Source organism: Leisingera aquimarina DSM 24565 (assembly GCF_000473165.1).
GTDB lineage: Bacteria > Pseudomonadota > Alphaproteobacteria > Rhodobacterales > Rhodobacteraceae > Leisingera > Leisingera aquimarina.
This window is the reverse complement of record NZ_AXBE01000013.1, coordinates 100,603-124,668: the sequence shown is the minus strand read 5'-3', so window position 1 is coordinate 124,668 and position 24,066 is coordinate 100,603. Positions and strand designations below refer to the sequence as shown.

The window sequence follows — 24,066 nt, the reverse complement described above, 5'->3', positions numbered from 1 at the left end:
AGGTTTTCGATCGTCCAGGTGGCGATAGGGTCATCCTTTCCCGCCATCTGAGGCGTGCAGGAGGAGGCCCGCGCCCATGGCGAACCGCGCTGCAGACGCGATTGCGGCAAGACGTCTCATTCGGCCACATCCGGTGCAGCCGCAATGCGTCTGCTTGCCAGGACACGTTTCACAAGGTTGGCCGCAACCCGGCGGGCGGTCGTGAATTTGACGCCGGAAACCGTGTAGAGGCCGATCGGCCCCCCAGTAGTTCCATGGTCCAAAATGATTTCACGAACAGAGAGTTTCGCTGTGCCGGCTTCTTTGGCGGGCAACAATCCTGCATGGATTTTCGATATGTGTCCGCGCGTTGCACCCAGCGTCGGGACCGACAGGTTCAGGGCCTCCAGAAAGGCGTCGATGTCAGCCTGTGGCGGATGGACCGGATCGGGACCTTCGTGCCAGCTCGTGTGCCACGTACCGGCAAACGTGCCCCCCCGGACCGGATACAGAAACAGCGTTGGATCCGTTTTATCCGGCGGCGACACCGCCAGCCCCAGCGGTGCCGGTGGCGGCAGGTCTAGAACGAGGTTGAATGCCAGAGAGGGTCTAAAGAGCTCTGGAACCGGCCGATCAAACCTGGCGGCAAGCTCGGCGCACCAAGGGCCGGCAGCATTCACCACGACAGGGCCCCGCAATTCCTCCTCATAGCCTTGCGGGCGGCGCACCTTCACGGCCGTCACCGAGCCCCGGTCAGTTTCGAGCGCCAGAGCTTCGGCCTGCTCGACGACGGTGGCACCCGATGCTTCGGCCCTGGTTCGCAGAGCCGCGACAAGGGCGACGCCATCTTCTGCGACCGCATCGTTCCAAAGCGCCCCGCCAAGAAGACCATCTGGCCGGATCTGCGAACAGGTTTTCCGCACGTCCGAGGCGCTCAAAACGCGCCCGCGCGCAAGAACGCTATCGGGCGATAGCCCCGCGTTTCGATCCAGTGTCAATACCGCGTCGAGGGCAAATGCGGCCCGAAACACCGCCGGATGCCGCATCTTTCCCCCATAGAGCGGCATGAGGAAGCCCATCGGATGAACAAGGTCGGGAAAGTTGCGCAGGAACCAGCGGCGTTCGGTAATGGATTCACGAAGTCGCGGGATGTCCAGTGTTTGAAGGTACCGCAGACCACCGTGCAGAATACGAAACCAGTTCGCACTTGTTGCGCCACCGATCTGATTGCGCTCGACAATCGCAGCGCGCAAACCAGCGCGGCCCGCTTCGAGCCCGATCATCAAACCGTAGACACCGCCGCCGATCACGATGATATCGAACTGTTCATGCGCCGCGTGAGCGGGGTGAGGACGTAAATTCACAAATGTCTCGCCTATTTCCGAAAGCACAAGCAAGGCCCAAAAAAGACCAGATGGAACAATTCCCGTAGCTTAGGTATCATACGCCGGCCCTCAGCAAAACTCTTTGCGGGCCGGGCTTGTCCTGCGAATCACAGCGGCCTCCAATTGGGTCGGCAGAGGCATTCCACAGCAACGGATTCGACGGCGCGCCGCCCTGAGGCACCCGGCATGCCGAGGATCAGAAACAAACGCGATCGGCGCTGCGTATTGGCGACAACTCCTCTAATGAGCCTGCACCATAATGCTTCCCGGCAACAAAATCTTGACACGGTCAGCGATTCAGCGGTCTCTTTGATTGGCTCTCGAAAGGAATCGGGCGTCTGCCTCAACGGCAGGAATTGGTTCGACGGCACGACAATCGGACATCATATTTGTTATACTTGTTGCTTTGAAAGCTGTTTGACCAATGTACCTAGTCGATGCCCACGTCCATCTGCATGCGTGTTTTGATCCTCCGGAATTCCTGGATGCCGCCGGCGTGAATTTTTCGCGCCTTCTTCATGGCCTTGACCTGCCCGAGGCGACACCCGGCATGCTGCTTTTCACACAGTCCAGAGGCGCGGATGCGTTCGGTGGGCTGCGCCCCGGACATCTGCGCGGCTGGACGATCGACGAGACCGCAGAACCGGTCTCATTGCGCGCCTCGAAAGACGGGCAAACGCTGGCCCTGATCGCGGGGCGGCAGATCGTGACCGAGGAAGGGCTTGAAGTGCTCGCATATGGCGCCGCCGGTCCGTTCCCTGACGGCGAGCCGATAGAACGCGCCATCGAACGCGTTCTGGATGCCGGCGGCGCGCCGGCCCTGCCCTGGGGTTTCGGCAAATGGTCCGGCGCCAGGGGTCGCGTGATACGGCGGATCGCCAATGATCACGCCCGGTTTCCATTCCTCTTTTTCGGTGACAATGCGGGCCGCCCGGCGCTGTGGTCCCGGCCGCGCCTGTTCGGCGAGGTCGAGCAGCTTCGTCGCGCGATCCTGCCCGGCACGGACCCGCTGCCCTTCCGCGGTGAACTCCACAAGGTCGGCCGGCTTGCGTTTGTTGCAAATGACGGGTTGTCGCTGACCCATCCCTTCCAGAGTTTCCGCACCTGGCTGGAGACATGCACGGCGACGCCCCAGATTCAGGGTGAATACGAATCCCTTTCCCGTTTCCTGCATCGCCAGGTCGCCATGCAGTTCCGCAAAAGATTGGGAACGGCGTGATGACTGGGGCTGGCTATCGCAGCTCCGTGACCTCGACCGGGGGGGTCGTGACCTTCGGCACCGATCCCCTCGCGTTGCGATGGACCGGTGCCTATGACAGCCTGGCACAGCTGAAACGCGACCTTCGGGGCCTGTTCATATGAGTCGTGCCGTCCGTCGCGAACTGGTGCCACAGCGCTTCAACCGCATTGGAAGGTCCTGAAATGTGCGGAATTGCCGGAATTGCTGCCGCCGCCAGCGCCCCTCCATTGGAAATGTCCCAGGTCAGGTCTATGTGCGGCAGCATCGTGCATCGGGGGCCCGACGAGGAGGGGCTTTACCTCGACGATGACCGGCGCGTAGCGATGGGCATGCGGCGGCTTGCCATCATCGATCTGGCCGGTGGACAGCAACCGATCTTCAACGAAGACCGCAGCGTGGCCACCGTATACAACGGTGAGATCTACAACTACCGGGAACTCCGCACGGAACTCGAGGCCAAGGGCCACACTTTTAGAACGAACTCCGACACCGAGGTGATTGTACATCTGTGGGAAGAGCACGGGGCCGGTTTCGTGGACCGTCTGAACGGCATGTTCGCCATCGCGCTTCATGATCTCCGCACAGGAAAGCTCCTTCTGGCGCGGGACCATCTCGGGATCAAGCCGCTCTACTGGTCGGCAACGGGCAAGCATCTGGTCTTCGGGTCCGAGATCAAGGCGTTGCTTGAAACCGGCCTGGTCGAGCGTCAGCTGGATGTCGACTCGGTGAGACAGTATTTGTCGTGGGAGTATGTCCCCGCGCCGCGGACACTTCTGCAGGGCGTCTACAAGCTTGAAGCGGCGCAGCTTCTTTTGCTGGATTTGTCCACGGGAGAGCATGAACTCCGCCAGTATTGGAACGTGCCGCATGCCGATGACTCGACCGCGGCCTGGTCGGATGCCCAATGGCAAGAGGCGGTCGCCGAGCAGCTCGACGTCTCGGTCAGGGCGCAGCTCATGAGCGAAGTGCCCCTTGGCGGGCTCCTTTCCGGCGGGGTTGACAGCTCACTCGTCGCGTCCGCGATGGGCCCGCTAAAAGCGTTCAGCATCGGGTTCAACGAGGCCAGCTACAACGAGCTGCCCTGGGCGCAGAAGGTGGGGGCGCATCTGGGCGCGGAACACCACGTCAAGATCATCGACTCGTCCGTGCCCGCGCTCTTCGACCGGTTGATGCACTTCATGGACGATCCGATCGCCGACTTCTCGATCTTTCCGACATTCCTCGTTTCAGAACTCGCACGGGAGCACGTTACGGTCGCGTTGACCGGCGATGGCGGTGACGAGCTTTTTGCCGGATACGAGACCTTTCTGGCCCAACGGGCGGCGCGCACCTGGAACCTGATCCCCGCCGCTCTGCGCAACAAGGTCATCGCGCCTCTTGTGGACGCAATTCCACCCACCGAGGCCAAGAAAAGCACCGTCAACAAGGTCAAGCGTTTCGTCGAGGGCGCGCAGCTCGACCCGGAGCTGTCGCACGCGCGATGGCGGATTTTCGTGACCGAGGCGCAAAGCGCGGCGCTTCTGACACCCGAAGCGCTTGGACGGGCACCGACCGATCTCGGCGCTCATATCCGCGATTTGACCCGCCGTGCCGGGGACCGCTCGGACCTTGACCGGCAGCTCTATGTCGATCTGCGCAGCTATCTGCCTGACAATTGCCTGACGAAAGTGGATCGCATGTCCATGGCGGTGTCGCTCGAAGCCCGGGTTCCTCTGCTCGACAAGGATTTCGTATCTCTGGCCTATCGCGTGCCGGAACACCTCAAGATCGGGTCCGATGGGCTCAAGACCCTGTTGAAGCGGATTGCTGCGGGACGCGTGCCGCGGGAGTGTATCTATCGCCAGAAGCAGGGTTTCTCGATGCCGATGAAGACCTGGTTGAAGAATGAATACCGCGCGCGCATGGAAGAGCTTCTGTCCAAGCGCCGACTGACGGCGGAAGGGCTTTTTAACGCCGATTTCGTCGAAAGGCTGAAATCTGAGCACCTTGCCAACCGGGCGAACCACAGCCACGCGCTCTGGGCTCTGATGGTGTTTCAGGATTGGCGAGAGCGGTGGTCAGTATGAGCACACAGACAGAGGGCCGGACATGAACGATCAGGAAGAACGCCTTGCGCTTGTCACCGGGGCGACCGGGTTCACCGGCGGGCATCTCGCCCGGACCCTTCTCGACCGGGGGTGGCGGGTCCGCGTCCTCGCCCGCCGCCCGGAGGCCGCGCGTGGGCTTGCCGAGCGGGGCGCGGAGGTGGTCGCGGGCGATATCACCGACCCCAAGGCCGTGGCGCAGGCGACGCAGGGTTGCACGCATGTTTTTCACATCGCTGCGTATTATCGCGGCTCAAGTCTCGACGCAGCCGACTATCGCGCTGTCAACGTGGACGGCACGCAATATGTGCTCGATGCGGCGGATAAGGCCGGTGTGACGCGGGTGGTTCATTGTTCCACCGCCGGCGTCCATGGCGATGTCGCGACGATCCCCGCAAAGGAAGACGCACCTTTCAATCCCGGTGATGTCTATCAGGAGACGAAGCTTGAAGGCGAGCTTCTGGCGGCCGAGGCCATCAAGTCTGGCCTTCCGGGCGCGGTCTTTCGCCCGGTGGGCATCTACGGTCCCGGCGACACGCGCTTCCTGAAACTATTCCGCGCCATCCACCGCCGCCGCTTCATCATGTTTGGCAAGGGCGAAGTCCTGTATCACCTGACTTACATATCCGATCTGGTGGATGGGATCATCCTGCTGGGGACCCATAAAAACGCTCTTGGCGAAACGTTCATCCTGGCCGGTGAGCGCTACTACACGCTGAAGGACCTTGTGGGCATGGTAGGCAAGGCGGTCGGTGTGGCGCCTCGGCGCGGGAGGATTCCTATCTCGATGCTGCTGGCGGCGGCACATCTGTCGGAGGCGATTGCGCGTCCGCTTCGGATTGACGCCCCGTTGCAAGTGCGGCAGTGCGATTTCTTTACCAAGGACCGCGCCTTCGACATTTCAAAGGCACGTGAGCTTCTGGGGTACAACCCGACCGTCGAACTGCCTGACGGCTTGGGCCGTACCGCGAAATGGTATCTGAACGAGGGCTTGCTCGGCTGAACCGGCTTTGATGATGTGACCGCCCCTCAGCTGCGGCTCCCGATCTGACGGGCGGGAACGCCCGCAACGATGGCATTTTCCGCCACGTCCTTGGCCACCACGGAACCGGCACCGATGATTGCGCCATTGCCGATGCGAACCCCATCGAGCACGCGCGCTCCGGCGCCTATCCAGACATCGTCGCCGATGACCACCGGGCCTTTGGTAATCAGTCCCTGAGTGACCATTGGCCCGGCGCCGAGAGCGGTCTTGTACCGGCCACCGCCAAAGTAGCACTGCCCCGCGATGATCGCGTCATCGCCGATCTCGATGCCGGAGACCGCACTCAGGTAGCACTGGCTGCCGATCGATCCGTTTGCCCCTATGCGCAGGTAACCGCTTTTGATCCCAAGGCAGGTATCGCGGGCGATCAAAGTCCGCGGTCCGATCACAAAGTCTGCAGGGCTTTTGGCGCCCCGCGCATCAAGCGCGCAGCCGTCATCGATTGTAACATGATCACCCAAACTCATGCGCCCTGGACAGCGCAGAGAGATATTGCGGCCGAAGTTCAGCCCCCGTCCCGCCTTGCCAAAGAGCCCTGGCAGCAAGACCTTGCGGAGCGCGAAGCCCAGGGCGCCTGGCATCGGTGCGGCGAGAAGAATCGCCGCTTCGTAACGCAGAAGCTTCATGGTGGAGGGATCGCCCACGAAGAACGCCTTGTATTTCGCAAGCGCCGAGCCGCTTCCGGAGAGCGCGTCGACGACGCGGTCCTTGGGAGGCTCCGCGGGGACTGTATCGGTTTGGTTGTCTTTTTCGGTCATGCATCGCCTCATGCAAGCGGACTAAGGGGGTCGATTCCTGAGCAGCCCCACTTGAGTGGTCCAAATTGAAAGTTAGTGATGGCGTGGATGCCCCCGCCTGACGGCATCGCAGTGTGCCAAAGTGATGTTCTGCAGAATGTCACTTCGAAGGAGGAGCATCCATGACTGAAGTTAGCATTATAGGCGTCGATCTGGCAAAGAACGTGTTCCAGCTCCATGGTGCTTGCGCACGATGGCTCAGTTGCTTTTCGCAAAAAAGTGAACCGGGCGCAGTTCCTCAATTTTTTGCCCAACATTCTCGATGTGTGGTTGCGATGGAGGCTTGCGCTACGGCGCATAATTTGGGGCATCAAATTTCTGAACTGGGCCATAATGTTAAGCTCATCGCGCTCATATACGTGAAACCCTTTGTGAAGCGCCGGAAGAATGACGCAGCCGATGCTGAGGCAATTACTGAGGCGGCGTTCCGTCCGGCGATGCGGTCTGTCACCGTGAAGAGCGAAGATCATCAGACGCGTGCGATGCTCTTCCGGACACGGCAAATGCTGGTTGGCCAGCGCACGCAGGTGATCAATGCATTGCGCGGGCACCCCTTGGCCGTCAGGGCATGTTTACATGCCCGAGAGGAAGGCCGAATTCGGTGTAATCGCGCCAAAGGGACGTGTGCATCTCAAGGCCCTGGCTGAAGCATTGGCCTGCGATGACGCCGGCATGCCAGAGCTGGTACCTGAATTGAGGCATCAATATCTCGAACAGGTGGTCACTCTAGACACCCATATTGCCAGGCTCGAGGAAAAAATGCGGGCGGCCTCAAAGTCATCGAAGACATCGAGGCGTCTGCAGACCGCACTAGGTGTTGGGCCGGTAACGGCGCTGGCGATTGAGGCCTTCGCTCCCGACATGTCAGGCTTTAGATGCGGGCGTGATTTCTCTGCGTGGGTTGGCCTCGTGCCGCGGCAGCATTCCTCTGGCGGAAAATCACGGCTGGGGCGAACATCGAAGACAGGTCAGCGCGACATTCGAAAGCTATTGATCATTGGGGCAATGGCGGTGGTTCGAGAGGCCTTGCGGCACGGCGCAGCAAAGGATGCTTGGCTCGCCAGAATGCTGGAGCGGAAACCTCGAATGCTGGTCGCTATTGCTCTGGCCAACAAGATGGCCCGGTCAATTTGGGCAATGCTGACGAAAGACGAAGATTACCGGAACCCGGCCGTGGCGGCATGAATAGCGTAAACAGCTAACTTGTGCTGAAGCTGCCGGAATGTGAGGAGTTCAGAGAACTGTAGGGGCAATGGATCGACTAGATCCGGACCGGGAAAACCATCCGCATGCACAGAGCACGAAGCTCGCGTTAGTGAACTGGGCCCGGTCTGCGCATCGCCATACCGGCCCGCGGCCATGTAAACGGTTGCCGCATGAGGAGGCCTGATACATGACCGCATCCGATCACATGCTCGAGCTGTTCTGAACCGCCCCGGGTTTGCCGGAGGCTGATTTCAGTTAGTTACGCGGCAATGTCCTCAGTTTCCAGGGCGGCGTAGAAATCGGCCTCTGCTTCTGCCGGCGGAATGTTCCCGATAGGCTCGAGCAGACGGCGGCTGTTGAACCAGTCCACCCATTCGAGTGTTGCGTATTCCGCTGCCTCGAAGTTGCGCCAAGGGCCGCGGCGGTGAACGGCCTCGGCCTTGAACAAGCCGTTGATCGTCTCGGCCAAGGCATCGTCGCAACTGTCTCCGGCGCTGCCGGCAGAGGGCTCGATACCAGCTTCTCCCAACCGCTCTGTGTATTTGATCGACAGGTATTGGCTGACCCACTGCGTGACAGGCGATGCGAGCATCGCCGAGAACGGCGGCCGGAGTGGTGAACAAGCCCCATCGCCTTTGCCGGCTGCATCTGTTGGCACGCCCGCCCGCTTGCCGCTGTCGGCTTCTGCCTTCTTAACCCACTCATTCAGCTTATGCGCCGAACAGCCGGTCTTTGCGGAGATCGACATGATCGCCTGCCAACAGGAACTGTGCTGGCCGTTCGCCATTGGGCGCGAACCAATGGCGCCTCAATGGCTCACTTGTCCAGCACCAGCCGCACCGCACGCTCGCGGACCTCAGGAGAATACTTGTTTGTTGTCTTGCTCATTGTGGCTTCATCCTAATCAGGAGTTGAAGCCTCCGGCAAACCCGGGGCGGTTTAGTTCAAAATCTTCTTGCACCGTCAAAAACAGTCTAAACTAAGACGTCAGCCGAGGTCGATCCTGCTACATTCTGACTTGGCGCTGCATCCCTTTGAATGAAAGGGCTCTTAAAGAGCCCTTTCTGTGGCTTAGACGAGCTGCACATCTTCGATATTGCGGATGTCCAGATCGATGGTCGTGAAGCTGAAGGTATCAGTCAGAACACTGCTGTCATTGATGCTTCCCGGTGCCGGGGCGTTGGCATTGACAATTGCCAGATAGGCATCGATTTCAGCTTGAACCGCAAGCGCATCTGCACCGTTCAGCGAAATCTCGAGCGTGTCGACACCGCTTTCCCCGTCGAGGAAATCGCGTTCGCCGGCGTCGGTCGCTTCGGACCAGATAAACTCATCCGCCCCGGCGCCGCCAAGAACCGTATCGGCACCGCTGTTGGGGCTTTGGAACCGGTCATCACCGGCACCGCCTGAGACAAAGTCCGAGCCCTGCAATCCGCGGACGAAGTCATCGCCGGCACCGCCGAACAGGATGTCATCGTCGAACTGTCCGTTCAGCACGTCGTCGCCGATGCCGCCCAAGGCGATATCCCCCTGACCATCCGCATTAATGGTGTCATCGCCTTCGCCGCCGAGCAGCATATCGTTGCCCGCCGCTCCGCGCAGGTTATCATCGCCGCGGCCGCCTTCAACGATATCATTGCCGCCCCTGCCGTTGATCGTGTCCTCGCCGCGTGTGCCGAGAATGCTGTCATTGCCACCGGTACCGTCATATGCGACCCCGTTGTCGCCCGGCGCTTCGACCAGAACGGTCACACCGGGATCGGCGGGATCAAGCGCCGGGACGTCGCCGACCTGGACTTCGACGGTTCTGACAAAGCCCTCACCATTGGTCACGGTATAGGTGAAGAAATCGAAGCCATCGAAATTCGCGCCGGCCGTATAGGTCACGGTACCGTCCGGCTCGATCACAACAGAACCGAACCCGCCATCATTGACCTGCGCCACCGACAATGTGCCCTCGGACAGTTCGACGTCGTTGGCCAGAACGTCGATATTGACTGAACCGCCGGGAGCCGGGGCAGCTACCTTATCGCTGGTGCCGCCGGGCAGGAGCGCCTCAACCGCGACCGTGACATCGTCGAACTGCAGGAATTCGACATTGCGCACCTGGTCGACACCGTCGACAGAGGTGACCGTCAGCTCGCCAGTAAACAGGTCCACGATCCCGATCGTCGCATCGGCATAGTTGCCGCCGAAGACCGCTGTATCGATTTCGCCCCCGCCGTTGATGTCGTCATTGCCGTCACCGCCGATAAGGATGTCGTTTTCGGATCCGCCATTCAGAGTGTCTTCGCCCTCGCCGCCTTCCAGCCGGTCATCATAGCTGTCGCCGTTCAGGACGTCATTGCCGCCATTGCCGATCAGCGTGTCTTCACCGGAGAAGCCGACGATCGTGTCATTGGTGTCGCAGCCCACCAGCAGGTCGAAACCGCCCACGGGCGAGTTCTGGTCGATCTGGCTGGTGCCTTCGATCAAGCCGCAGCGCAGCAGGCCGGCATCGAGCGTCAGATTGGATTCGCCCGCAGCCAGGGAAACGACCTGCGTCATCGCAAAGTCCGGATCGCCCGGCATGGTCACCGCATCGGAATCCCGGGCATCGTTGCCGCCCTGGTTGGCCGAGGTGAACGCAAAGCCCTCAGGCAGGATGAAACCGACCTTGTAATCGCCCGCCGCAAGACCGGTGAACAGGTAGTTGCCGTTCTCATCTGTGACCTGCTGGTCCAGCAGGGTGCCGTCTGCGGCCAGCAGGTGCACACTCACCCCCTGGACCCCCTGCTCCCGGCCGTTAAAGAACGCATCAAAGGCTTCGTCGTTCAGGATGCCGTCGCCGAACACGTCCAGCCATACGGTGTCGCCCAGTTCGGCGGTCATCGGATCAGAATTGCGCGCGCCGGCGTCATTGTCGGGCGTGTCCTGGCCGGCCTCAACCTGAATGTCCATGATCGTGGACATCACAGCGTCGCCGATCGCATCACTGTCGGATGCATCATCGCTGACATTCGGAGTGATCAGGGTCTTCCCGTCCAGAACCCCGTCCGGGTCGGTGAATTTGACACCATAGGTCCCGGCTTGCAGGTCGGTGAAAGAGTATTCTCCGTTCGGGCCCGTGACTGTTGTTGCACCGGTTGGATCCCCGCTTGCATCCAGCAGCATGACGAGGACGCCCTGGATGCCGGGTTCGTCGCCGTTGTTGTTATCCTGATTGTCATCATCCGTGTCGCAGAAGTAACGGCCGGACAGGGAACCCGGTTCGGGTTTCTCGCAAAGGCCCAGATCGATATCGGTTTCTGTGCCTGCGCCGACAGTGACCACGCCGGACATGCCATTTTCATCAACGTCTGAATCGATTGTATCGTCAGTGCCTGCATCCTGGATCGTGAACTCGGTTCCGTCCGGCGCAACCCCCATGATCTTGTAATCCCCGGCCGGGACATCCTCAAACGCATAGTTCCCGTCTGCATCTGTGGTGGTCGTGGCAACCACATTGCCGTCAAGATCCAGGAGTTTGACTGTCACCCCTTCTTTGACCGGTTCGGACACGGTCTCCTGCCTGTCCTGGCCTTCAAGAACGATGTTGTCGATGCGGACATATTCGTAGCCGTCCCCCTTGGCCTTGATCTTCACGCTGTCGCCGCTTTGAATGGAGACATCCTTGATCACATATTCCGAGAAGCCGCCGTTGTTCGACCCGCTGCCATCCGTGTTGCCGTTAAGGCGGATGGCCTCGACAGTCTGGCCGTTTACTTGCAGTTTGATGATGCTTTGGCCGTCGTTTTCGTCCTGAACCCGGATTGTCACGTCATAGACGCCGGTTTTGCCATCAAAAGTGGTGCAAAGAGAGCCATAGGCGCCGGCACAGTACAGTTTGGCAAGTTCGCCGCCTGAGGCCTGGCTGCCGCTGACTGTTTTAAAGCCGCTCTTGGACATGTCTTCGGCTTCGATGGTGTAGTCGCAGCCTGGAATAACGGTGACTTCCCCGTTGATGCCGTCGCAATCCTGATCGCAAAAGACGGTGCCGGAAATGGATCCGGTTTCGTTTTTATCGCCGGCGCCAAGGCATTTGTAATCAACCCAATTGCCTTTGATGCCGCAGGTTTTGACCACGGTCAGCTCAACCCCTGCCGGAGGAACATTGTTGTAGAACGTGAAATAGTCTTCCCCCGCCCCGGGGGCATTATGGCCTTCGATCTCGATTTCGATCATGTAGTATGTATTGCCATCCGACCCCTTCAGGACGTGATAGCTTTCGGCGTATATTTGACCGCCGGCGGGCTGCCCGTCGACGTAGGCTTTTTGCCCGCTGCCATCGTCCGCATTTTCGTTGTGGTAGTAGTCGCCTGACAAAAAGTAATCGTTGTCTTTCGTCGACAGGCAGACTGTGGCGCTTTCAGGCATGGTGAATTTATCACCGCAGCCAATACTTGATCCGTTTCCCCCTTGATCCAGCAGATCAGCTTCGGTGAGTGCCGTCCACTCGTAGTTTTTGTAATAATAGGTCACTTTTGCTATCCCCCGCTAAAGCGTAACTCGTTACACGGAATAGCTGGGGGAGGATCTGAATCTCCGGCTGCGGAAACAGGGATAACCTGAAAAATGCACGCGCTGAACCGCTATGAAACAGAGCGGCTGCGCTAAGTGAAACCTGAAAATCCCCCAGCCTCAAAAGGCTCAGTCTACCCCCGGTGATTAGCTATCCCCCATTATGAACCGCCTGAACCGGTATTTCGTTCCAGGCAGACACCATTGTAGAACTAACGTGCATTTTTTTTTGTCAATGCCAAGTTGATCAACCCAGCCTGAGCGGCCCGGTTTGATTGTCGGGGATATCTGGATTTTGGCCCCGCCCCGTTTCCCGTCCGGGCGCTATGCAGGCTGCCGGGTTTCGCTCAGGCGGGGGGGGACGGTTTTGAGGCAGCCGTATCCCCAGGCGCCGCGGTGCGGCGCCGTTTGCGAAGCGCAAACAGCACTCCCCCGGCCACAGCCTGAAGCAGCACCATCGCCAGGGCGAGCCAAGCCAGTGAGATGGCCGCAGCCGCATCCGTCCCGAAGGCGCCGAACAGGTAGACGAAAATCTGTTCGCGGATGCCGATGCCATTCACCGAAGCGGGGATCATCATCACGAACAGTGACACCGGGATGATCCCGAAATAGACCTGCAGCGGCAGGTCGATCCCGACCGCCAGGCCGATCAGATAGAAATGCAGCACGACATTGGCCTGAAACACAATCGAGATCGCCATACAGCCGTAGACAGCCGTCATCCGGGAGGCGAAGCCCTTTGAGGTTTCGGACATGTTGTGAGCGATCTCGCCCAGTTTGCGGAATCCGGGAATATGCCGCAGGCGGCTTTGGTTTTGGCTTTGGCGGTGCGGCATTGCCTTAAGGACCAGGCCGGCTGCCAGCAGCAAAGCAGCGATGGCGGCAAGCACCCAGATCACGCCGGTCTGGCCGATAATGTTCCAGCCGGCCAGCGGCAAAGCGAAGACGGCGAGCACAAGCAAACCGAACATGCCGGTCAGGCGCTCAACGAAGAGAATCAGGAAGGAGCGGGTATAGGAGCTGACACGGTCGGAGATATCCAACGCGCGCATGAAATCGCCGCTCATCAGCCCTGGCAGAAAGGAATTGAAGAAGATGCCGATCGTATAGGCGCGGATGAGTTCTATGAGGGGAACCCGGAATCCTTGCGCTTTGAGCAGGATTTGCCAGCGCCAGGAACACAGCAGGTAGCCGGCGGCGTTCAACGAGAAAGCCAACAGCAGAAGCAGCGGATCAGCCTGTCCTATAGCGCTCCAGATGTCATCGGCATTGTCGACCTGAACATAGAGCAGATAGGCCAGAAGGCCGGCGCTGACTGAGGCTTTGAGCGCGAGAGCCGTGATCTGGCGCCAACGGGTTCCGGGGGCCTTGGGGATGTCAGCCACGCTTTTGCCTCCGTTGTCTGATCAGTTTGGCCGGAACCCCGCCCATGATGCTGCAGGGGGCCACGTCACGGGTCACCACGGCACCGGCCGAGACAATGCTTCCGCGCCCGATGCGCATGCCGTCCAGGGCCTTGACTCCGGCCCCCAACCAGACATCGTCCTCGAGGACGATGCTCTGGCCGGCGATGCCTTGACTGTTCATCGGCTGCGACAGGTCCGCAAAGCAGTGATTTCCGGACACGATATGGCAATGCCCGGCGATCAGGGCGTTGTTGCCAATCTCCAGCCCGCCATCCCCGTTCAGGATGGCGAAGACATCAACGTAACAATCGTCACCCAGGATGATATGCCCGCCGTATCCGGTCTCGAAATGCGCTCCGTGCATAATCTGGCTCCGGGTCCCCAGCGTCACTGCGGCCGCGTCGCTTTTGATGTCAAAAAACACGCCGGCATCAATCATGCTGCCGGCCCCCAGAGACAGGCGGCTCGGGCAGCGCAGGGTGACGCCGCGCGAAATCGCGGTGCCTCTGCCGTAATGACCGACAAGGAGGGGTAGATTTTTTGCCGCAGGATCAGCCCGGCGGCGCCAGGAAAATTCGTGAGCAGCATTGTGATGAGCTCGTATTTCAGCAGATCCGCCTTGCGGCTGCTGCCGACGACACGCTTGAGATACTTGTTTAAGGCGCTGTCCGATGCTTGAGACTGACGGTTGCCATGAATGTGTCGCCCCACTGAAAGTCCCGCCTTTGCAAGTGATCCGAGCGGTCCGGTCCGACGAACCTGCCTTTAAGGTTAAGTCATCGCCCGCCCTGAGGCCAGCGCAACAAAAATGCGAAAGCGGCCGCTGAACCCGATCTGAATGAATGGAATGCGCTGCGGCCTGCCCGCCCGAACGCAGCAGCTGCGGCTGAGAAGGGGGGCGGACCCGGCGGGCCGCAGCCCGGATTATATGGCCTCCCGCACTCAAACCGGACCGGAAGAGGCGGGCCCTGCCCGGCCCTTTCCCGGAGCGCAGGGCGCGGCGCCTTTGAAGTTCATTTCCGCCAGCAGCGCCCGTATTTTGGCTTCATAGACCGGGCGGGCATATTCGCGGTCATAGAGCTTGCGTGCATTCTCTGCCCGCCGCTTGGCCTCATCCGGGTTGCTCAGCACGTTGCGCATGCCGTCAGCAATCGAGTCCGGTGACGGTTCGACGAGAAAACAATACGCATCGTCCAGCACCTGGGTGTGCGACCAGATCCTGGTCGCAATCAAGGGCTTTCCGCTTGCCAGCTGTTCGTAGATTTTCAATGGGGTGTTGGTGCCATCAATGCGGGGGGACAGCAGCACATCTGCCTCCCGGTTCAGCCGCAGCGCCGTCTTTTTCGAAACCCGGCCCGTGAACACGCATTGACCGGACAAGCCTTCGCCGGCCGCCACCGCCTTCATGGCCGCAACCTGCTCCGGGGTGCCGCCGGCCAGCACCAGCCGGGCGGCCGGATACTGGCCGGTGATCTGGGCAAACGCCTTGATGACGCGGTCGATGCCCTGGTATTTTTCAAATGTTCCGGCATAGACCATCGTCGGGTTCTGTGCGGAAAACACGACCTCCTCCGCGTCCGGATCCACGGCCGCGCTGGGGGACGCCGCCAGCCTGACATCGTCGAAGATCGAGTTCTCGATCAGAAAATGCTTTTCCTTCCGGACGCCCTGCTGCAGCGCATAGTCCCGCAGGTCCGGGCAGATCGTGATCACCGCATCAGCCGCCTTCAGGCAGCTGTCTTCCAGAAAGCGGAAGATCCCGATCAGTATCTTTGATTTTGTAAACCCGAAATTCTCCAGCTGCTGGGGCAGGCTGGAATGCATGTCGTAGATCAGGCGGAACCGGAAGATGGGCTTCAGGGCGCGGCACCAGAATACAGCTTCCTCATGGGCATGCACCAGCCCGTAGCGGTGCCGGATGAGCATCCCGATGGTCCAGAAAAAAACAAAAACGTCCAGAAACAGCTTCTTGACGGACGGGCCGACCGGCACAGGTTCGAGAACCGCAATGCGCGGGATCCGCACGATGCGGACGCCCGGAATATCCACATCCTGTCCGGGATGGTAGGTCAGCAGATCAATCCTGACGCCTTCCTGGGCAAGAACGAGCGTTCGGTAATAGACGCTGAACGGGGTGCCGCGGGGCGTGAAGAACGGGTGCGGCGCCACGACAAGCATATCCGCGCGCGCCCCTGTCTGCCCTGTCTGCCGCCCGCTCATCAGAGCCACCCCTCTTTGACATACCAGTTCGCGGTGTCCGCAAGCCCGCTTTCGTTGGTGTGAAGATACTCATACCCGGTATGCTGCCGCAGTTTCGACGTATCAAACGCGCGGTCCTTGGTGAAGAAGGCGACACGCCGCCGGTAAATCGGCGGTTCTATTCCCAGAGGCTTGCAAATCCATTCGCACAGATCGCCGGCGATAAAAAACGGGGTGACGGGCAAGCGCAGGACCTTGGGCGCCGTTTGCAGATTCCTGGCAATGACGCGGATCATCTGCTCGATGCTGATGGAATCCCGGGCACCGCAGATATAGACCTCGCCGAGGGTCCTCTCATGGGGTGCCGACAGGATCATGAACCGCACCAGATCGGTCACATGGATCAGGTGGTACAATCCCTTGCACCCGTATCCCAGGATCGGCACCACCGGTTTCGTTGCCATCTTGAAGACCTTCAGCAATCGGCGGTCTCCGGGGCCGTAGATGGCGGCGGGCCGGACCACCGTGAGCGGCAATCCTTCGGTCTGCGCGAAATCCCTGATCCACAGTTCCGCTTCGACTTTGGTATCCTGATACTGATCCCCGGGCGCGAAGCGGTAGTCTTCGTTTGCGGGCGGATTTTCTATATGGCCGTGAACGCCGATGGTTGACACGTGGACAAACCGCTTGAAGCCGGGATTCCGCATCGCCGTTCTGGCTAGGTGCTGCGTGCTTTGCGCATGCACTTTCCAGTAGACATCGTCGCTGATCCTGGCTTCCCGGTATGCCGCTGCGGCATGGAAGACATAATGCACCCCCTCAGCGGCGCGGACTGCGGTATCCGCATCAAACACATCGCCCTGAAAGATCTCGACCGGCAAATCCTTGATGCCATCGCGTTGCGAGGATTTGCGGACAATCGCGCGCACTGTGGCGCCGGTGGCGCATAATGCCCTGACCAGATGCTTGCCAGTGAACCCGGTCGCCCCGGTAACCAATACAATATCGCCCCTGCCAATACTCATAATCGCACCGCCTCCAACCCGTTGATCAATGTTCTTTTGAAGGCTGAAGAGGCCAGGCGGTCCAAGACCTGCTGTGCCTTTTCGCGCCGCCGTTCGGCCGGCCAATCGAAATGATCCGCCAGCGTTTGCAGAATCACAGCAAACTGTTTCGCGCGCATTCTGCCCAGCACGAGGTCGTTTGTTCTGCGCAAGATGATGTCGCTGAAGCGGAATGCCTGGGTGTGTTCGGTATGCGCCGCCACGAAACCGCGCAGCTGCGCGCCGGACAATCCGCATGTGTCATGCGGCATATCCGGATAATCCGGGAGAGGTGTCTGACGCGTCCGGCAGCTGCGGTGCTCATTCCATTGGCGCAGCAGCCGGTCAACGGCTTGTTCCGCGGTCAGCCGGGCGGTTGTCCATTTGATACTGACGATGCTGAACATTCCGCCGATACCATCCGTGGCGGCATGATCGACAATCTTGCTTTCATGCAGTTTCGCACCGTCTTCGGCCGTCTCGCCGTCGCCTGGGATAAGCCCCTGGTAGCAATACAGGATATCATCAAGCGCCAGGCCCATCGCCGGGCAGGCGGCATTGAATCCATTGACAAATGCCGCGATTCCATCCGGGTCGGTTTCCATGCTGCCGGAGCTGCCGCGGTATGTGAAATGGGTGGTTCCGATAACCGCCTTGCCCTGCCAGGGCACGACGAAGAACATCCGCTTGGCCCTGTCGATCCGGGAATCGGAGGCGCGGGCGCTCTTTACGGCAAGGGCGTAGGGCAATGCGGGTTTGCTGGTGACAAGGTTCATGCTCTTAACCAGTCCAACCTTCAGCGACAGTCTGGCGCCTCCGGCCTGTTTGATCCAGTCCGCGGCCCAGGGCCCTGTTGCATTTACCACCGAACGCGCCTGTATTTCGAACCGGTTGCCCGTGCGCATGTCTTTTGCCTTGAGACCGCAAACGGAACCGCGGTCCGGCGCGCTGAAACACAGCTGCTCAGCCTGCACGCGGTTGGCGGCGCAAGCCCCGTGATCCACCGCCTGCTGCAGGATCTGCAGAACAGCCTTGTCAGCGAAACCAACCTGAGCGCCGGCCCATACCGCGCCGCCGCTCAGGCCGTGCTGGTCAATGCCGGGGGCAAGCGCCCGGCAGGCGGCGGCCCGCATCAGCCTGCCCCTTGGCCATCCCGGCCTGTTGCCGTCCCGGAGCGACACAAGCGCGTTCAGCAGTTCGAAAAGGCCGATCCCGGCCCCCAGTGCCAGCGGCCCCCTCATGCCGTATCCGTAGGCGGGCATCAGGAAATTCAAAAGCTGAACAAGATGCGGGGCGGTCCTCAGGAAAATCTGCTGCTCCCGGATGGAGTCAATGGCGCGCCTGAAGTTCAAATGCTGGAGGTAGCGGATGCCGCCGTGAATGGTCTTCAAGGAATTATGGCTGGTCGCGCTGCAAAAATCCGCCTGTTCGATCAGCGCGGTGCTCAGGCCCCGCAAGGCCGCGTCCCGTGCCACACAGGCCCCCTGGATGCCGCCGCCGACCACCACCACATCAAAACGGCGGTTCTGCAAAAGGGATAAGTCGCGCCTCATAGGTTACCCAACGCTGTCCGGTTTATGTACAAAGGCCAGCATGTGACAGCCGGTATTCCGGGTCATGCGCGCTGGAAGAGCGTGAAACAGGTCGACAAAAAGAGTGTTATAGACGGCGGCCTTCCAGCCTTTATGCACCTCAGTTCTTTTTGGAAAACGGGATAGTTTTATTTCTTTATCAGGAAATAGGGCGGTCAGTTCCGTGAAATCTTTCAGGTCCATTTTGTGAAAGACCGGCGCATCCATGTAGTCGATTTTCACACCGGCAATGCGGTGCAGGAAATACAGCCACGAGCGCCTGTTGATTGCCATGAGGAGCGCCGTGCCGCCAGGTTTCAGAACCCGGTGAATCTCGCGCACCATTTTCCCGGGCGACGGCGTGAAATGCAGCACCGTGTGGCAGTACACGAAATCGAATTCATTGCTTGGCAGATCCAGAACTTTCCGGCCGGAATAGCGATCAAACCCCGCCGCGGCAGGCAAATAGTCAAGTTTCTCGAAGCGATAGCGCTCAACCTCCTCAAAGAAGGCCTGCGTCCCAATCTGCAGATGATTGGCCACTTTCCAGTTCGAAACGTTTTGGTCCCAATACCCCGAGATGTTCTTCACCGATTTTCACCACTTGCACTACAGCGTCCGGCCCGATCGCGGTATCCGCACTGTAAAATCCCTTAAACCTCATTAGCAACATGGGGCGATGACGCGGAGCGGCACGTTTTTTGTTCTTGCTGATGGCCTGCTGCCTGGAGCCTGGACCAGCTGAAGTGAGAAAATTTTCATAATAATAGAGCCCGCCCCGTTTTGCTCCGGGCGTCATGCGGCCTTCCGGGTTTCTTTCAGTTGGGCCGCAAATGCGCGCTTCTTGCGCGTGATGCTTGTGGTTGCGCTGATCCCTCTTTCGACGGCCAGGCAGATTAAAAACTGTCAGCCGGACCCGGGAATCCCGCATCAGCCGAGGCCGCAGGTCAGGCCTTTAAATAATTCAGGAGCTCGTCGTTCTTCATTGTGGCTTGCAGGTGCGACACGACATCCAGCGGGTCTTGCGCCGTTCGGTCTTGGTTTTTGAGCATCGAGATCAGCGCTGACGAAAACTCTTCGGGGGTGGCTACCGCTGTGACAAGCCCGTCCAGGGTGTCGCCATAGGCTTTGAGTGTTTCCTCAAATGTCAGAACCCGCATGCCAAGCTCGAGATATGTTCCAATCTTGATGCTGATCCCGCTGGCCGCCAGCATCGGTGCGATGCCAATCGCATTTCCATTTGCAAGTTCACACAAATCCTCGACAGGGTGAAAACACCGTATGCCTTCAGGATTGCCTTCAACCCAGCTGGATATTTCGCCAACGATCCACAACTCGCATTTCACTTCGGCCCGGACCCGCGGCCAGATGTCGTTCACAATCAGATCCAGTGCTGCCCGGTTGCCGTCATGGCTGGTGCCGATGAAAACAACACGGGGCACCCCGCCGAGTGCGCCCCTGTTGTCGGTTATGAGCGGGCGCATCCAGATATGCTTTATGTGAGGCAGCTTTTCTTGCAAAAGGTTCGCCTCAAGCTGCGACGCATGAATGCACAGATCTGCCTGCATCAGACGTTCGCATTCCTGCCGGACAGTGATCGGAGTATGATCCGGTGCCCTGCCCGCCTGTCTGAACGATCCCGCACGGCTGGAAAAAAGGTCGTGTATCAATGTTGCGCGTTTTGCGGCGCCGCACCCGCCGAGCAAGGGCGCAAGAGAGGAGTATTCGGCGATCACCAGGTCACTGGGCTTTTTATTCGCAGCCTCCTGAACTTTGCGTGCTTCCGATGAGTTCAGCGTTTTGCCCAAATCGCTGGGATAGGGGCGCCGGGTCCCGCCAAGCCAGAGGCGCAGGGCAGATACCATGTAAGTGAAGAGGCGCCGGATGGCCTTTGCCCAAACGCCCGAACAGGTTGAAACATAGATTCCGCCGATCCGCACAGTCTTAGGCCATTCGATTGAAATCCCATGTTCTGCAAGCACCTTATCAGGCTTGCAGAATGGAATTCTGCCAAAGCTGGTGCGCGGGGCAAGTATAATCCGGATCTCATATCCCGCTTCGATCAGGCAGGCGCACAGGCACATCAGGTGAACACCGCTGCCTGACTTAAGATTGTTCACCCGCCGGTGCATCAGGATCGTCGCCAGCCGGCTTGCCGGCTGGTTTTTCGAATTATCTGTCGGGGAGAGCAAAATGTTGGCTACCTTAACACCGTATCATTTGCGGACCATACTGAGGTTTGACCACCCTAGTTTAAGTTTTGTCGTTTCTGCAACTGGCAAGGAGAGGCTGATCAAAAGTCAGTGTCTTGATTTCAGGCCGAACTTCTTGCCCAGACTCTCAACGATTTGGCGCCCGGCCCTGGGCAGGGCGTATGGATGGCGGCCCGCCAGCCGCAATGCATCCAGCACATGCTTTGATTTCAGCGCCAGCAAAACCCGCTCCGACTCCATCATTTCCCGCAGCCCGGTTTCGCGGCTGCGGAACAGGCGGATGGCCTCGGCGCTGAGATCTTGCGCATTCTGCCCGACAAATGCCCGGTCGGCCTTGATCAGGGCCTCAAAATGATCGGGATTGATCCGGTGTGAAATCGAACCGGCCCGAACCGTATACAGGTAGTCGGGCTCAGGCCAGATATGCACTCTTGCGCCCTTGGCCAGGGCGCTGATGATCAGATGGCAGTCTTCGCCATTGCGCAGTGCAGGATCGTAACGCAGGCCGGCCCGCTTAAGAAACGCGCGGGATATGACCGGCTTGAGGTATCCGGTGCTTTTCGACCCCCGGGACGTCAGATTGCCCGCAACATATTCTTCCAAAGTGACCGGTTTGGCAGGATCAATGCTTTCGCGGGGCAGGAACGGCTCTCCGTCAAGCGGACGGCCGCTTTCATCAACCCGGAGAAAATTCCCCAGAACAATATCAGCCCCGGCCCGTTCCGCCATCGGGATCATGCCGGCCAGCCTGTCAGGCAGCATGGTGTCATCCGAATCCAGAACGCAAATCCAGTTTCCTTGGGCAAGATCCAGTGCCGCATTCCGGGCAGCCGCGGGCCCGCCGTTTTCCGCCAGACGATGGAGAAGGATCTCTTTCCGGTCCGGGAGCCCGGCCGCGATGCTGTCATCGGATGCGTCGTCAACGACAACGACCTGAGCTGATACCGATTGCTGTGCAAGCGCACTGTTAACCGATTTGCTTATCGTGCCGGCAGCATTCCACGCTGCTATTATTACCGTTGCATCGGTCATATGGCTCAATTACGGTTTAAGGAATTCGAATACTTTCAATAGCGGGTTCGAATGGCCTACGGTTTGTGCCCTGCTTGGTCAGGGTATGCAGCATTTTGCAGCGTTTCAACTTTTTTGATCCATTGCCGCTTCGTTGAGGCAAAGGAAGGCAAGACTGCCGTGCATCCTGTTACCGTTGCGGCAGCCTGCCAGTGACCGGATCCGGCACCCCTCCCCAGATCGCCGTGATCATCCCTGCCTGGAATGCCCAAGCGACACTGCGCCGGGCCGTCAGCTCCGCGCTGGCTCAGGAGCAGGTGACGGCCGAGGTGATAATCGTGGACGACGCATCGGCGGACGGCACTCTGGAGTGCGCCAAAGCCCTCGCCGCCAAAGACGGCCGGGTGCAGGTTCTGGCCCAGCCCGAAAACCGGGGCCCCGCCGCAGCCCGCAACCTTGCTCTGGAAAACATCTCAGCCCCATACGCCGCACCGCTGGACTCGGATGACTTCATGGAGCCGGGGCGTCTGGCCAGGCTTTTGCGCATCGCGGAGCAAGGCAACTGGGATTTTGTCGCGGATGATCTCTTCAAAGTTCCGGAGACCGGTATTGAGGGGCCGCGGACCCGGCTGTGGTCGGAAGACAGCATCGGTGTCCAGCCTCTCGGGTTTTCCGCATTCGTGCGGGGCAACCTGTCGGGCCAGCGCGGCGGCCGCAGAGAGCTGGGCTTTATCAAGCCGCTGATGTCCGTCGGCTTCTTGAACCGCACATCGCTGCGCTATGACACCGGCATGCGGCTCGGCGAGGATTATATCCTGTATGCCACTGCGCTTGCGCGGGGCGCCCGCTTTTGCCTGACCGATCCGGCAGGATATGTGGCGGTGACGCGGCCGGATTCGCTGAGCGGGGTGCATTCGGCTCGCGACCTCGGAGCGCTTGTCCAGGGGGACAGGACATTGATGGCGGCTGAAAACTTAACCAAGGCGGAACAGGCCGCCCTGAAAAAGCATTACATCGAGACGCTAAAAAAATGGCATTGGCTGCGCATGATCGACGCTGTCAAGGCGCGCGATTTTGCCGCCGCGATCCGGTGCTTCCAGGCCCCGCCTGCCGTGATCGGCGACTTGTTCGGAAAGCTGGGGGAGCAGGTTGTCATTCGAGGCGCCGCCAGGCTGCCTTTCCGGGCCGCGGGTCCGGGCGCTCTGAAAAACAAGAACAGAAGAGGTGGAAGCCCGTGACAGCGTCAAAAGTCCGATGGGGGATCTTCGGCTCAGGCGGGATTGCCCGGCAGTTTGCCCGGGACATCCGCTTCAGTAAAACCGGCGTGCTTGCCGCCGTGGCATCCCGCAGACTGGAGAACGCGGAAACCTTCGCAAAGCAGTTTCCCGGAACCCGGGTTTTCGGCGGTTACCGGGAACTGGCCGGTTCGGATACGGTAGATGCGGTTTATGTCGCGACCCCCAATATCTTGCACAAACAGCACAGCCTGACCGCAATCACCGCCGGAAAAGCTGTGCTATGCGAGAAGCCATTCGCATGCGATGCGGCTGAAGCGCGCGAGATCGCCGAAGCTGCAGCCGCAGCCAATGTGTTCTGCATGGAGGCGATGTGGACCAGATTTCTGCCAGTCATAGCCGATCTGAAGCGGCGGATTGCCACCGGTGAACTTGGACAGGCGGTCCATCTCGAAGCGGCCTTAGGCTTTGCGCGGGCAGAAACGCCAGGCGATCCGATCACCGACCCGTCACTGGGAGGCGGGGCTCTTTATGATCTTGGCTGCTACGGATTATCAATTGCAGAATTCCTGCTGGGACCGTTTCAGCTCGAAGGCGGCACAGTCGAAAGATCCAAGAGCGGTGCATCCAGAACTGCAGCCTTTGTGCTGCGCCACGCCAGAGCATCCGGGGATGCAGTGTCGGCAATCAGTGTCAGCCACGCGACACAAATGAGCAACACGCTTGTCCTGTCCGGGTCAAAGGCCCGGATTGCCCTGGATGCGCCATTCATTCAGGCCCGGTACGCAACCGCGGCCCCGGTCAGTTTTGCGGCAGCTGGAAAAAACCGCAGATCTTTCAAATCGCGCCTCGCCAACTCGCCATACGGGCAGAGGCTGAAACGTATTGGGCGCATGATCCTTCCTGGCCACACAAGGATTTCCGCCCCGTTTCCCGGAAGCGGCCTGCAGTTCGAAATCGACGAGGCCGGCGCCTGCCTGCTCAACGGCGCGACGGCCAGCGGGATCATGCCCCCAGAGGCAACCATATCTGTCTTGGAAGCCTTGGACAGACTCGATGGAGCACAGGCTTCTACTTCCTGACAGCAAGCACACCGGATCAGGTTTGCTCTTT

At 59.7% G+C, this 24,066-nt stretch carries 18 protein-coding genes and 2 pseudogenes; 7 read left to right on the top strand and 13 right to left on the bottom strand.

The genetic code is table 11. From position 1 onward, the window contains the following. Nucleotides 1-116: 116 nt before the first annotated feature. Entirely contained in the window at nt 117-1,370 is a 1,254-nt protein-coding gene (locus AQUI_RS0102855) for an FAD-dependent oxidoreductase (RefSeq protein WP_245596854.1), read from the bottom strand. A gap of 418 nt (nt 1,371-1,788) precedes the next feature. Between AQUI_RS0102855 and AQUI_RS27075 the strand changes: the two genes are divergently transcribed. From AQUI_RS27075 to AQUI_RS0102835, 4 genes are read left to right on the top strand one after another with little or no spacing between them, the layout of a single operon-like run. After that, complete coding sequence (locus AQUI_RS27075) at nt 1,789-2,583, top strand: hypothetical protein (protein ID WP_051371800.1); 795 nt, start codon at nt 1,789-1,791, stop codon at nt 2,581-2,583. Continuing rightward, nucleotides 2,583-2,726, top strand: coding sequence for a hypothetical protein (locus tag AQUI_RS30570; RefSeq protein WP_156916760.1), 144 nt, complete (start codon nt 2,583-2,585; stop codon nt 2,724-2,726). The genes AQUI_RS27075 and AQUI_RS30570 overlap by 1 nt, the downstream gene beginning before the upstream one ends. Before the next feature lie 60 nt (nt 2,727-2,786). Then, the gene (asnB, locus tag AQUI_RS0102840; RefSeq protein ID WP_027256147.1) at nt 2,787-4,670 is read left to right on the top strand and encodes an asparagine synthase (glutamine-hydrolyzing); all 1,884 of its coding nucleotides are present in this window, start codon (nt 2,787-2,789) and stop codon (nt 4,668-4,670) included. 22 nt (nt 4,671-4,692) lie between these two features. Then, nucleotides 4,693-5,691 carry an NAD-dependent epimerase/dehydratase family protein gene (locus AQUI_RS0102835; RefSeq protein WP_027256146.1) on the top strand — a complete coding sequence of 333 codons (999 nt, stop codon included), beginning with the start codon at nt 4,693-4,695 and terminating at the stop codon, nt 5,689-5,691. 26 nt (nt 5,692-5,717) lie between these two features. On the opposite strand, the gene AQUI_RS27070 is transcribed toward AQUI_RS0102835, so the two are convergent. Beyond that, the gene (locus AQUI_RS27070; protein ID WP_051371798.1) at nt 5,718-6,491 is read right to left on the bottom strand and encodes an acyltransferase; all 774 of its coding nucleotides are present in this window, start codon (nt 6,489-6,491) and stop codon (nt 5,718-5,720) included. A 161-nt stretch (nt 6,492-6,652) separates the two neighbouring features. Here AQUI_RS27070 and AQUI_RS27065 point away from each other — a divergent pair. Further along, a pseudogene (locus tag AQUI_RS27065) lies at nt 6,653-7,715 on the top strand (IS110 family RNA-guided transposase). 280 nt (nt 7,716-7,995) lie between these two features. Here AQUI_RS27065 and AQUI_RS31760 read toward each other — a convergent pair. The 11 genes and pseudogenes from AQUI_RS31760 to AQUI_RS27050 form a co-directional block, all read right to left on the bottom strand. Beyond that, nucleotides 7,996-8,298 (bottom strand): annotated as a pseudogene (locus AQUI_RS31760) (integrase core domain-containing protein); the annotation flags it as partial. 509 nt (nt 8,299-8,807) lie between these two features. After that, nucleotides 8,808-12,236 carry an SdrD B-like domain-containing protein gene (locus AQUI_RS0102815; protein WP_027256144.1) on the bottom strand — a complete coding sequence of 1,143 codons (3,429 nt, stop codon included), beginning with the start codon at nt 12,234-12,236 and terminating at the stop codon, nt 8,808-8,810. Between the two features lie 386 nt (nt 12,237-12,622). Next, nucleotides 12,623-13,660, bottom strand: coding sequence for a lysylphosphatidylglycerol synthase transmembrane domain-containing protein (locus AQUI_RS0102810; protein ID WP_027256143.1), 1,038 nt, complete (start codon nt 13,658-13,660; stop codon nt 12,623-12,625). Next, the gene (locus AQUI_RS27060) at nt 13,653-14,120 is read right to left on the bottom strand and encodes an acyltransferase (protein WP_051371797.1); all 468 of its coding nucleotides are present in this window, start codon (nt 14,118-14,120) and stop codon (nt 13,653-13,655) included. The genes AQUI_RS0102810 and AQUI_RS27060 overlap by 8 nt, the downstream gene beginning before the upstream one ends. Then, nucleotides 14,117-14,392, bottom strand: coding sequence for a hypothetical protein (locus AQUI_RS30560; RefSeq protein WP_156916759.1), 276 nt, complete (start codon nt 14,390-14,392; stop codon nt 14,117-14,119). The genes AQUI_RS27060 and AQUI_RS30560 overlap by 4 nt, the downstream gene beginning before the upstream one ends. 231 nt (nt 14,393-14,623) lie before the next feature. Then, the gene (locus AQUI_RS27055; RefSeq protein WP_051371796.1) at nt 14,624-15,901 is read right to left on the bottom strand and encodes a glycosyltransferase family 4 protein; all 1,278 of its coding nucleotides are present in this window, start codon (nt 15,899-15,901) and stop codon (nt 14,624-14,626) included. Then, on the bottom strand, nt 15,901-16,905 hold the full coding sequence (locus tag AQUI_RS0102795) for an NAD-dependent epimerase/dehydratase family protein (protein WP_035919672.1): 1,005 nt from the start codon (nt 16,903-16,905) through the stop codon (nt 15,901-15,903). The genes AQUI_RS27055 and AQUI_RS0102795 overlap by 1 nt, the downstream gene beginning before the upstream one ends. Next, a complete protein-coding gene (locus tag AQUI_RS0102790) occupies nt 16,902-18,476 on the bottom strand; it encodes a glycerol-3-phosphate dehydrogenase/oxidase (RefSeq protein ID WP_084294256.1) in 1,575 nt (524 codons plus the stop codon). Before AQUI_RS0102790 ends, AQUI_RS0102795 begins: the two co-directional genes overlap by 4 nt. Nucleotides 18,477-18,479: 3 nt before the next feature. Beyond that, nucleotides 18,480-19,085 (bottom strand): class I SAM-dependent methyltransferase, encoded by a 606-nt coding sequence (locus AQUI_RS0102785; RefSeq protein ID WP_027256139.1) that lies wholly within the window; start codon nt 19,083-19,085, stop codon nt 18,480-18,482. Nucleotides 19,086-19,441: 356 nt separating this feature from the next. After that, nucleotides 19,442-20,434: a glycosyltransferase family 4 protein gene (locus AQUI_RS0102780; RefSeq protein ID WP_211235991.1), complete on the bottom strand. Its 993-nt coding sequence runs from the start codon at nt 20,432-20,434 to the stop codon at nt 19,442-19,444. A gap of 360 nt (nt 20,435-20,794) precedes the next feature. Then, nucleotides 20,795-21,739: a glycosyltransferase family 2 protein gene (locus tag AQUI_RS27050; RefSeq protein WP_051371795.1), complete on the bottom strand. Its 945-nt coding sequence runs from the start codon at nt 21,737-21,739 to the stop codon at nt 20,795-20,797. Nucleotides 21,740-21,930: 191 nt separating this feature from the next. Between AQUI_RS27050 and AQUI_RS27045 the strand changes: the two genes are divergently transcribed. Both AQUI_RS27045 and AQUI_RS27040 read left to right on the top strand, forming a co-directional pair. Then, the gene (locus AQUI_RS27045) at nt 21,931-22,956 is read left to right on the top strand and encodes a glycosyltransferase family 2 protein (RefSeq protein ID WP_051371794.1); all 1,026 of its coding nucleotides are present in this window, start codon (nt 21,931-21,933) and stop codon (nt 22,954-22,956) included. Beyond that, complete coding sequence (locus AQUI_RS27040; protein ID WP_051371793.1) at nt 22,953-24,035, top strand: Gfo/Idh/MocA family protein; 1,083 nt, start codon at nt 22,953-22,955, stop codon at nt 24,033-24,035. The genes AQUI_RS27045 and AQUI_RS27040 overlap by 4 nt, the downstream gene beginning before the upstream one ends. The last annotated feature ends 31 nt before the right edge of the window (nt 24,036-24,066 follow it).

Excerpts from the sequence above, each read along its gene's own strand:
- AQUI_RS27075 (WP_051371800.1), top strand. The coding sequence starts at position 1,789 with ATGTACCTAGTCGATGCCCACGTCCATCTGCATGCGTGTTTTGATCCT.
- AQUI_RS30570 (WP_156916760.1), top strand. The coding sequence starts at position 2,583 with ATGACTGGGGCTGGCTATCGCAGCTCCGTGACCTCGACCGGGGGGGTC.
- asnB (WP_027256147.1), top strand. The coding sequence starts at position 2,787 with ATGTGCGGAATTGCCGGAATTGCTGCCGCCGCCAGCGCCCCTCCATTG.
- AQUI_RS0102835 (WP_027256146.1), top strand. The coding sequence starts at position 4,693 with ATGAACGATCAGGAAGAACGCCTTGCGCTTGTCACCGGGGCGACCGGG.
- AQUI_RS27070 (WP_051371798.1), bottom strand. The coding sequence starts at position 6,491 with ATGACCGAAAAAGACAACCAAACCGATACAGTCCCCGCGGAGCCTCCC.
- AQUI_RS27060 (WP_051371797.1), bottom strand. The coding sequence starts at position 14,120 with ATGATTGATGCCGGCGTGTTTTTTGACATCAAAAGCGACGCGGCCGCA.
- AQUI_RS27055 (WP_051371796.1), bottom strand. The coding sequence starts at position 15,901 with ATGAGCGGGCGGCAGACAGGGCAGACAGGGGCGCGCGCGGATATGCTT.
- AQUI_RS0102795 (WP_035919672.1), bottom strand. The coding sequence starts at position 16,905 with ATGAGTATTGGCAGGGGCGATATTGTATTGGTTACCGGGGCGACCGGG.
- AQUI_RS0102790 (WP_084294256.1), bottom strand. The coding sequence starts at position 18,476 with ATGAGGCGCGACTTATCCCTTTTGCAGAACCGCCGTTTTGATGTGGTG.
- AQUI_RS27050 (WP_051371795.1), bottom strand. The coding sequence starts at position 21,739 with ATGACCGATGCAACGGTAATAATAGCAGCGTGGAATGCTGCCGGCACG.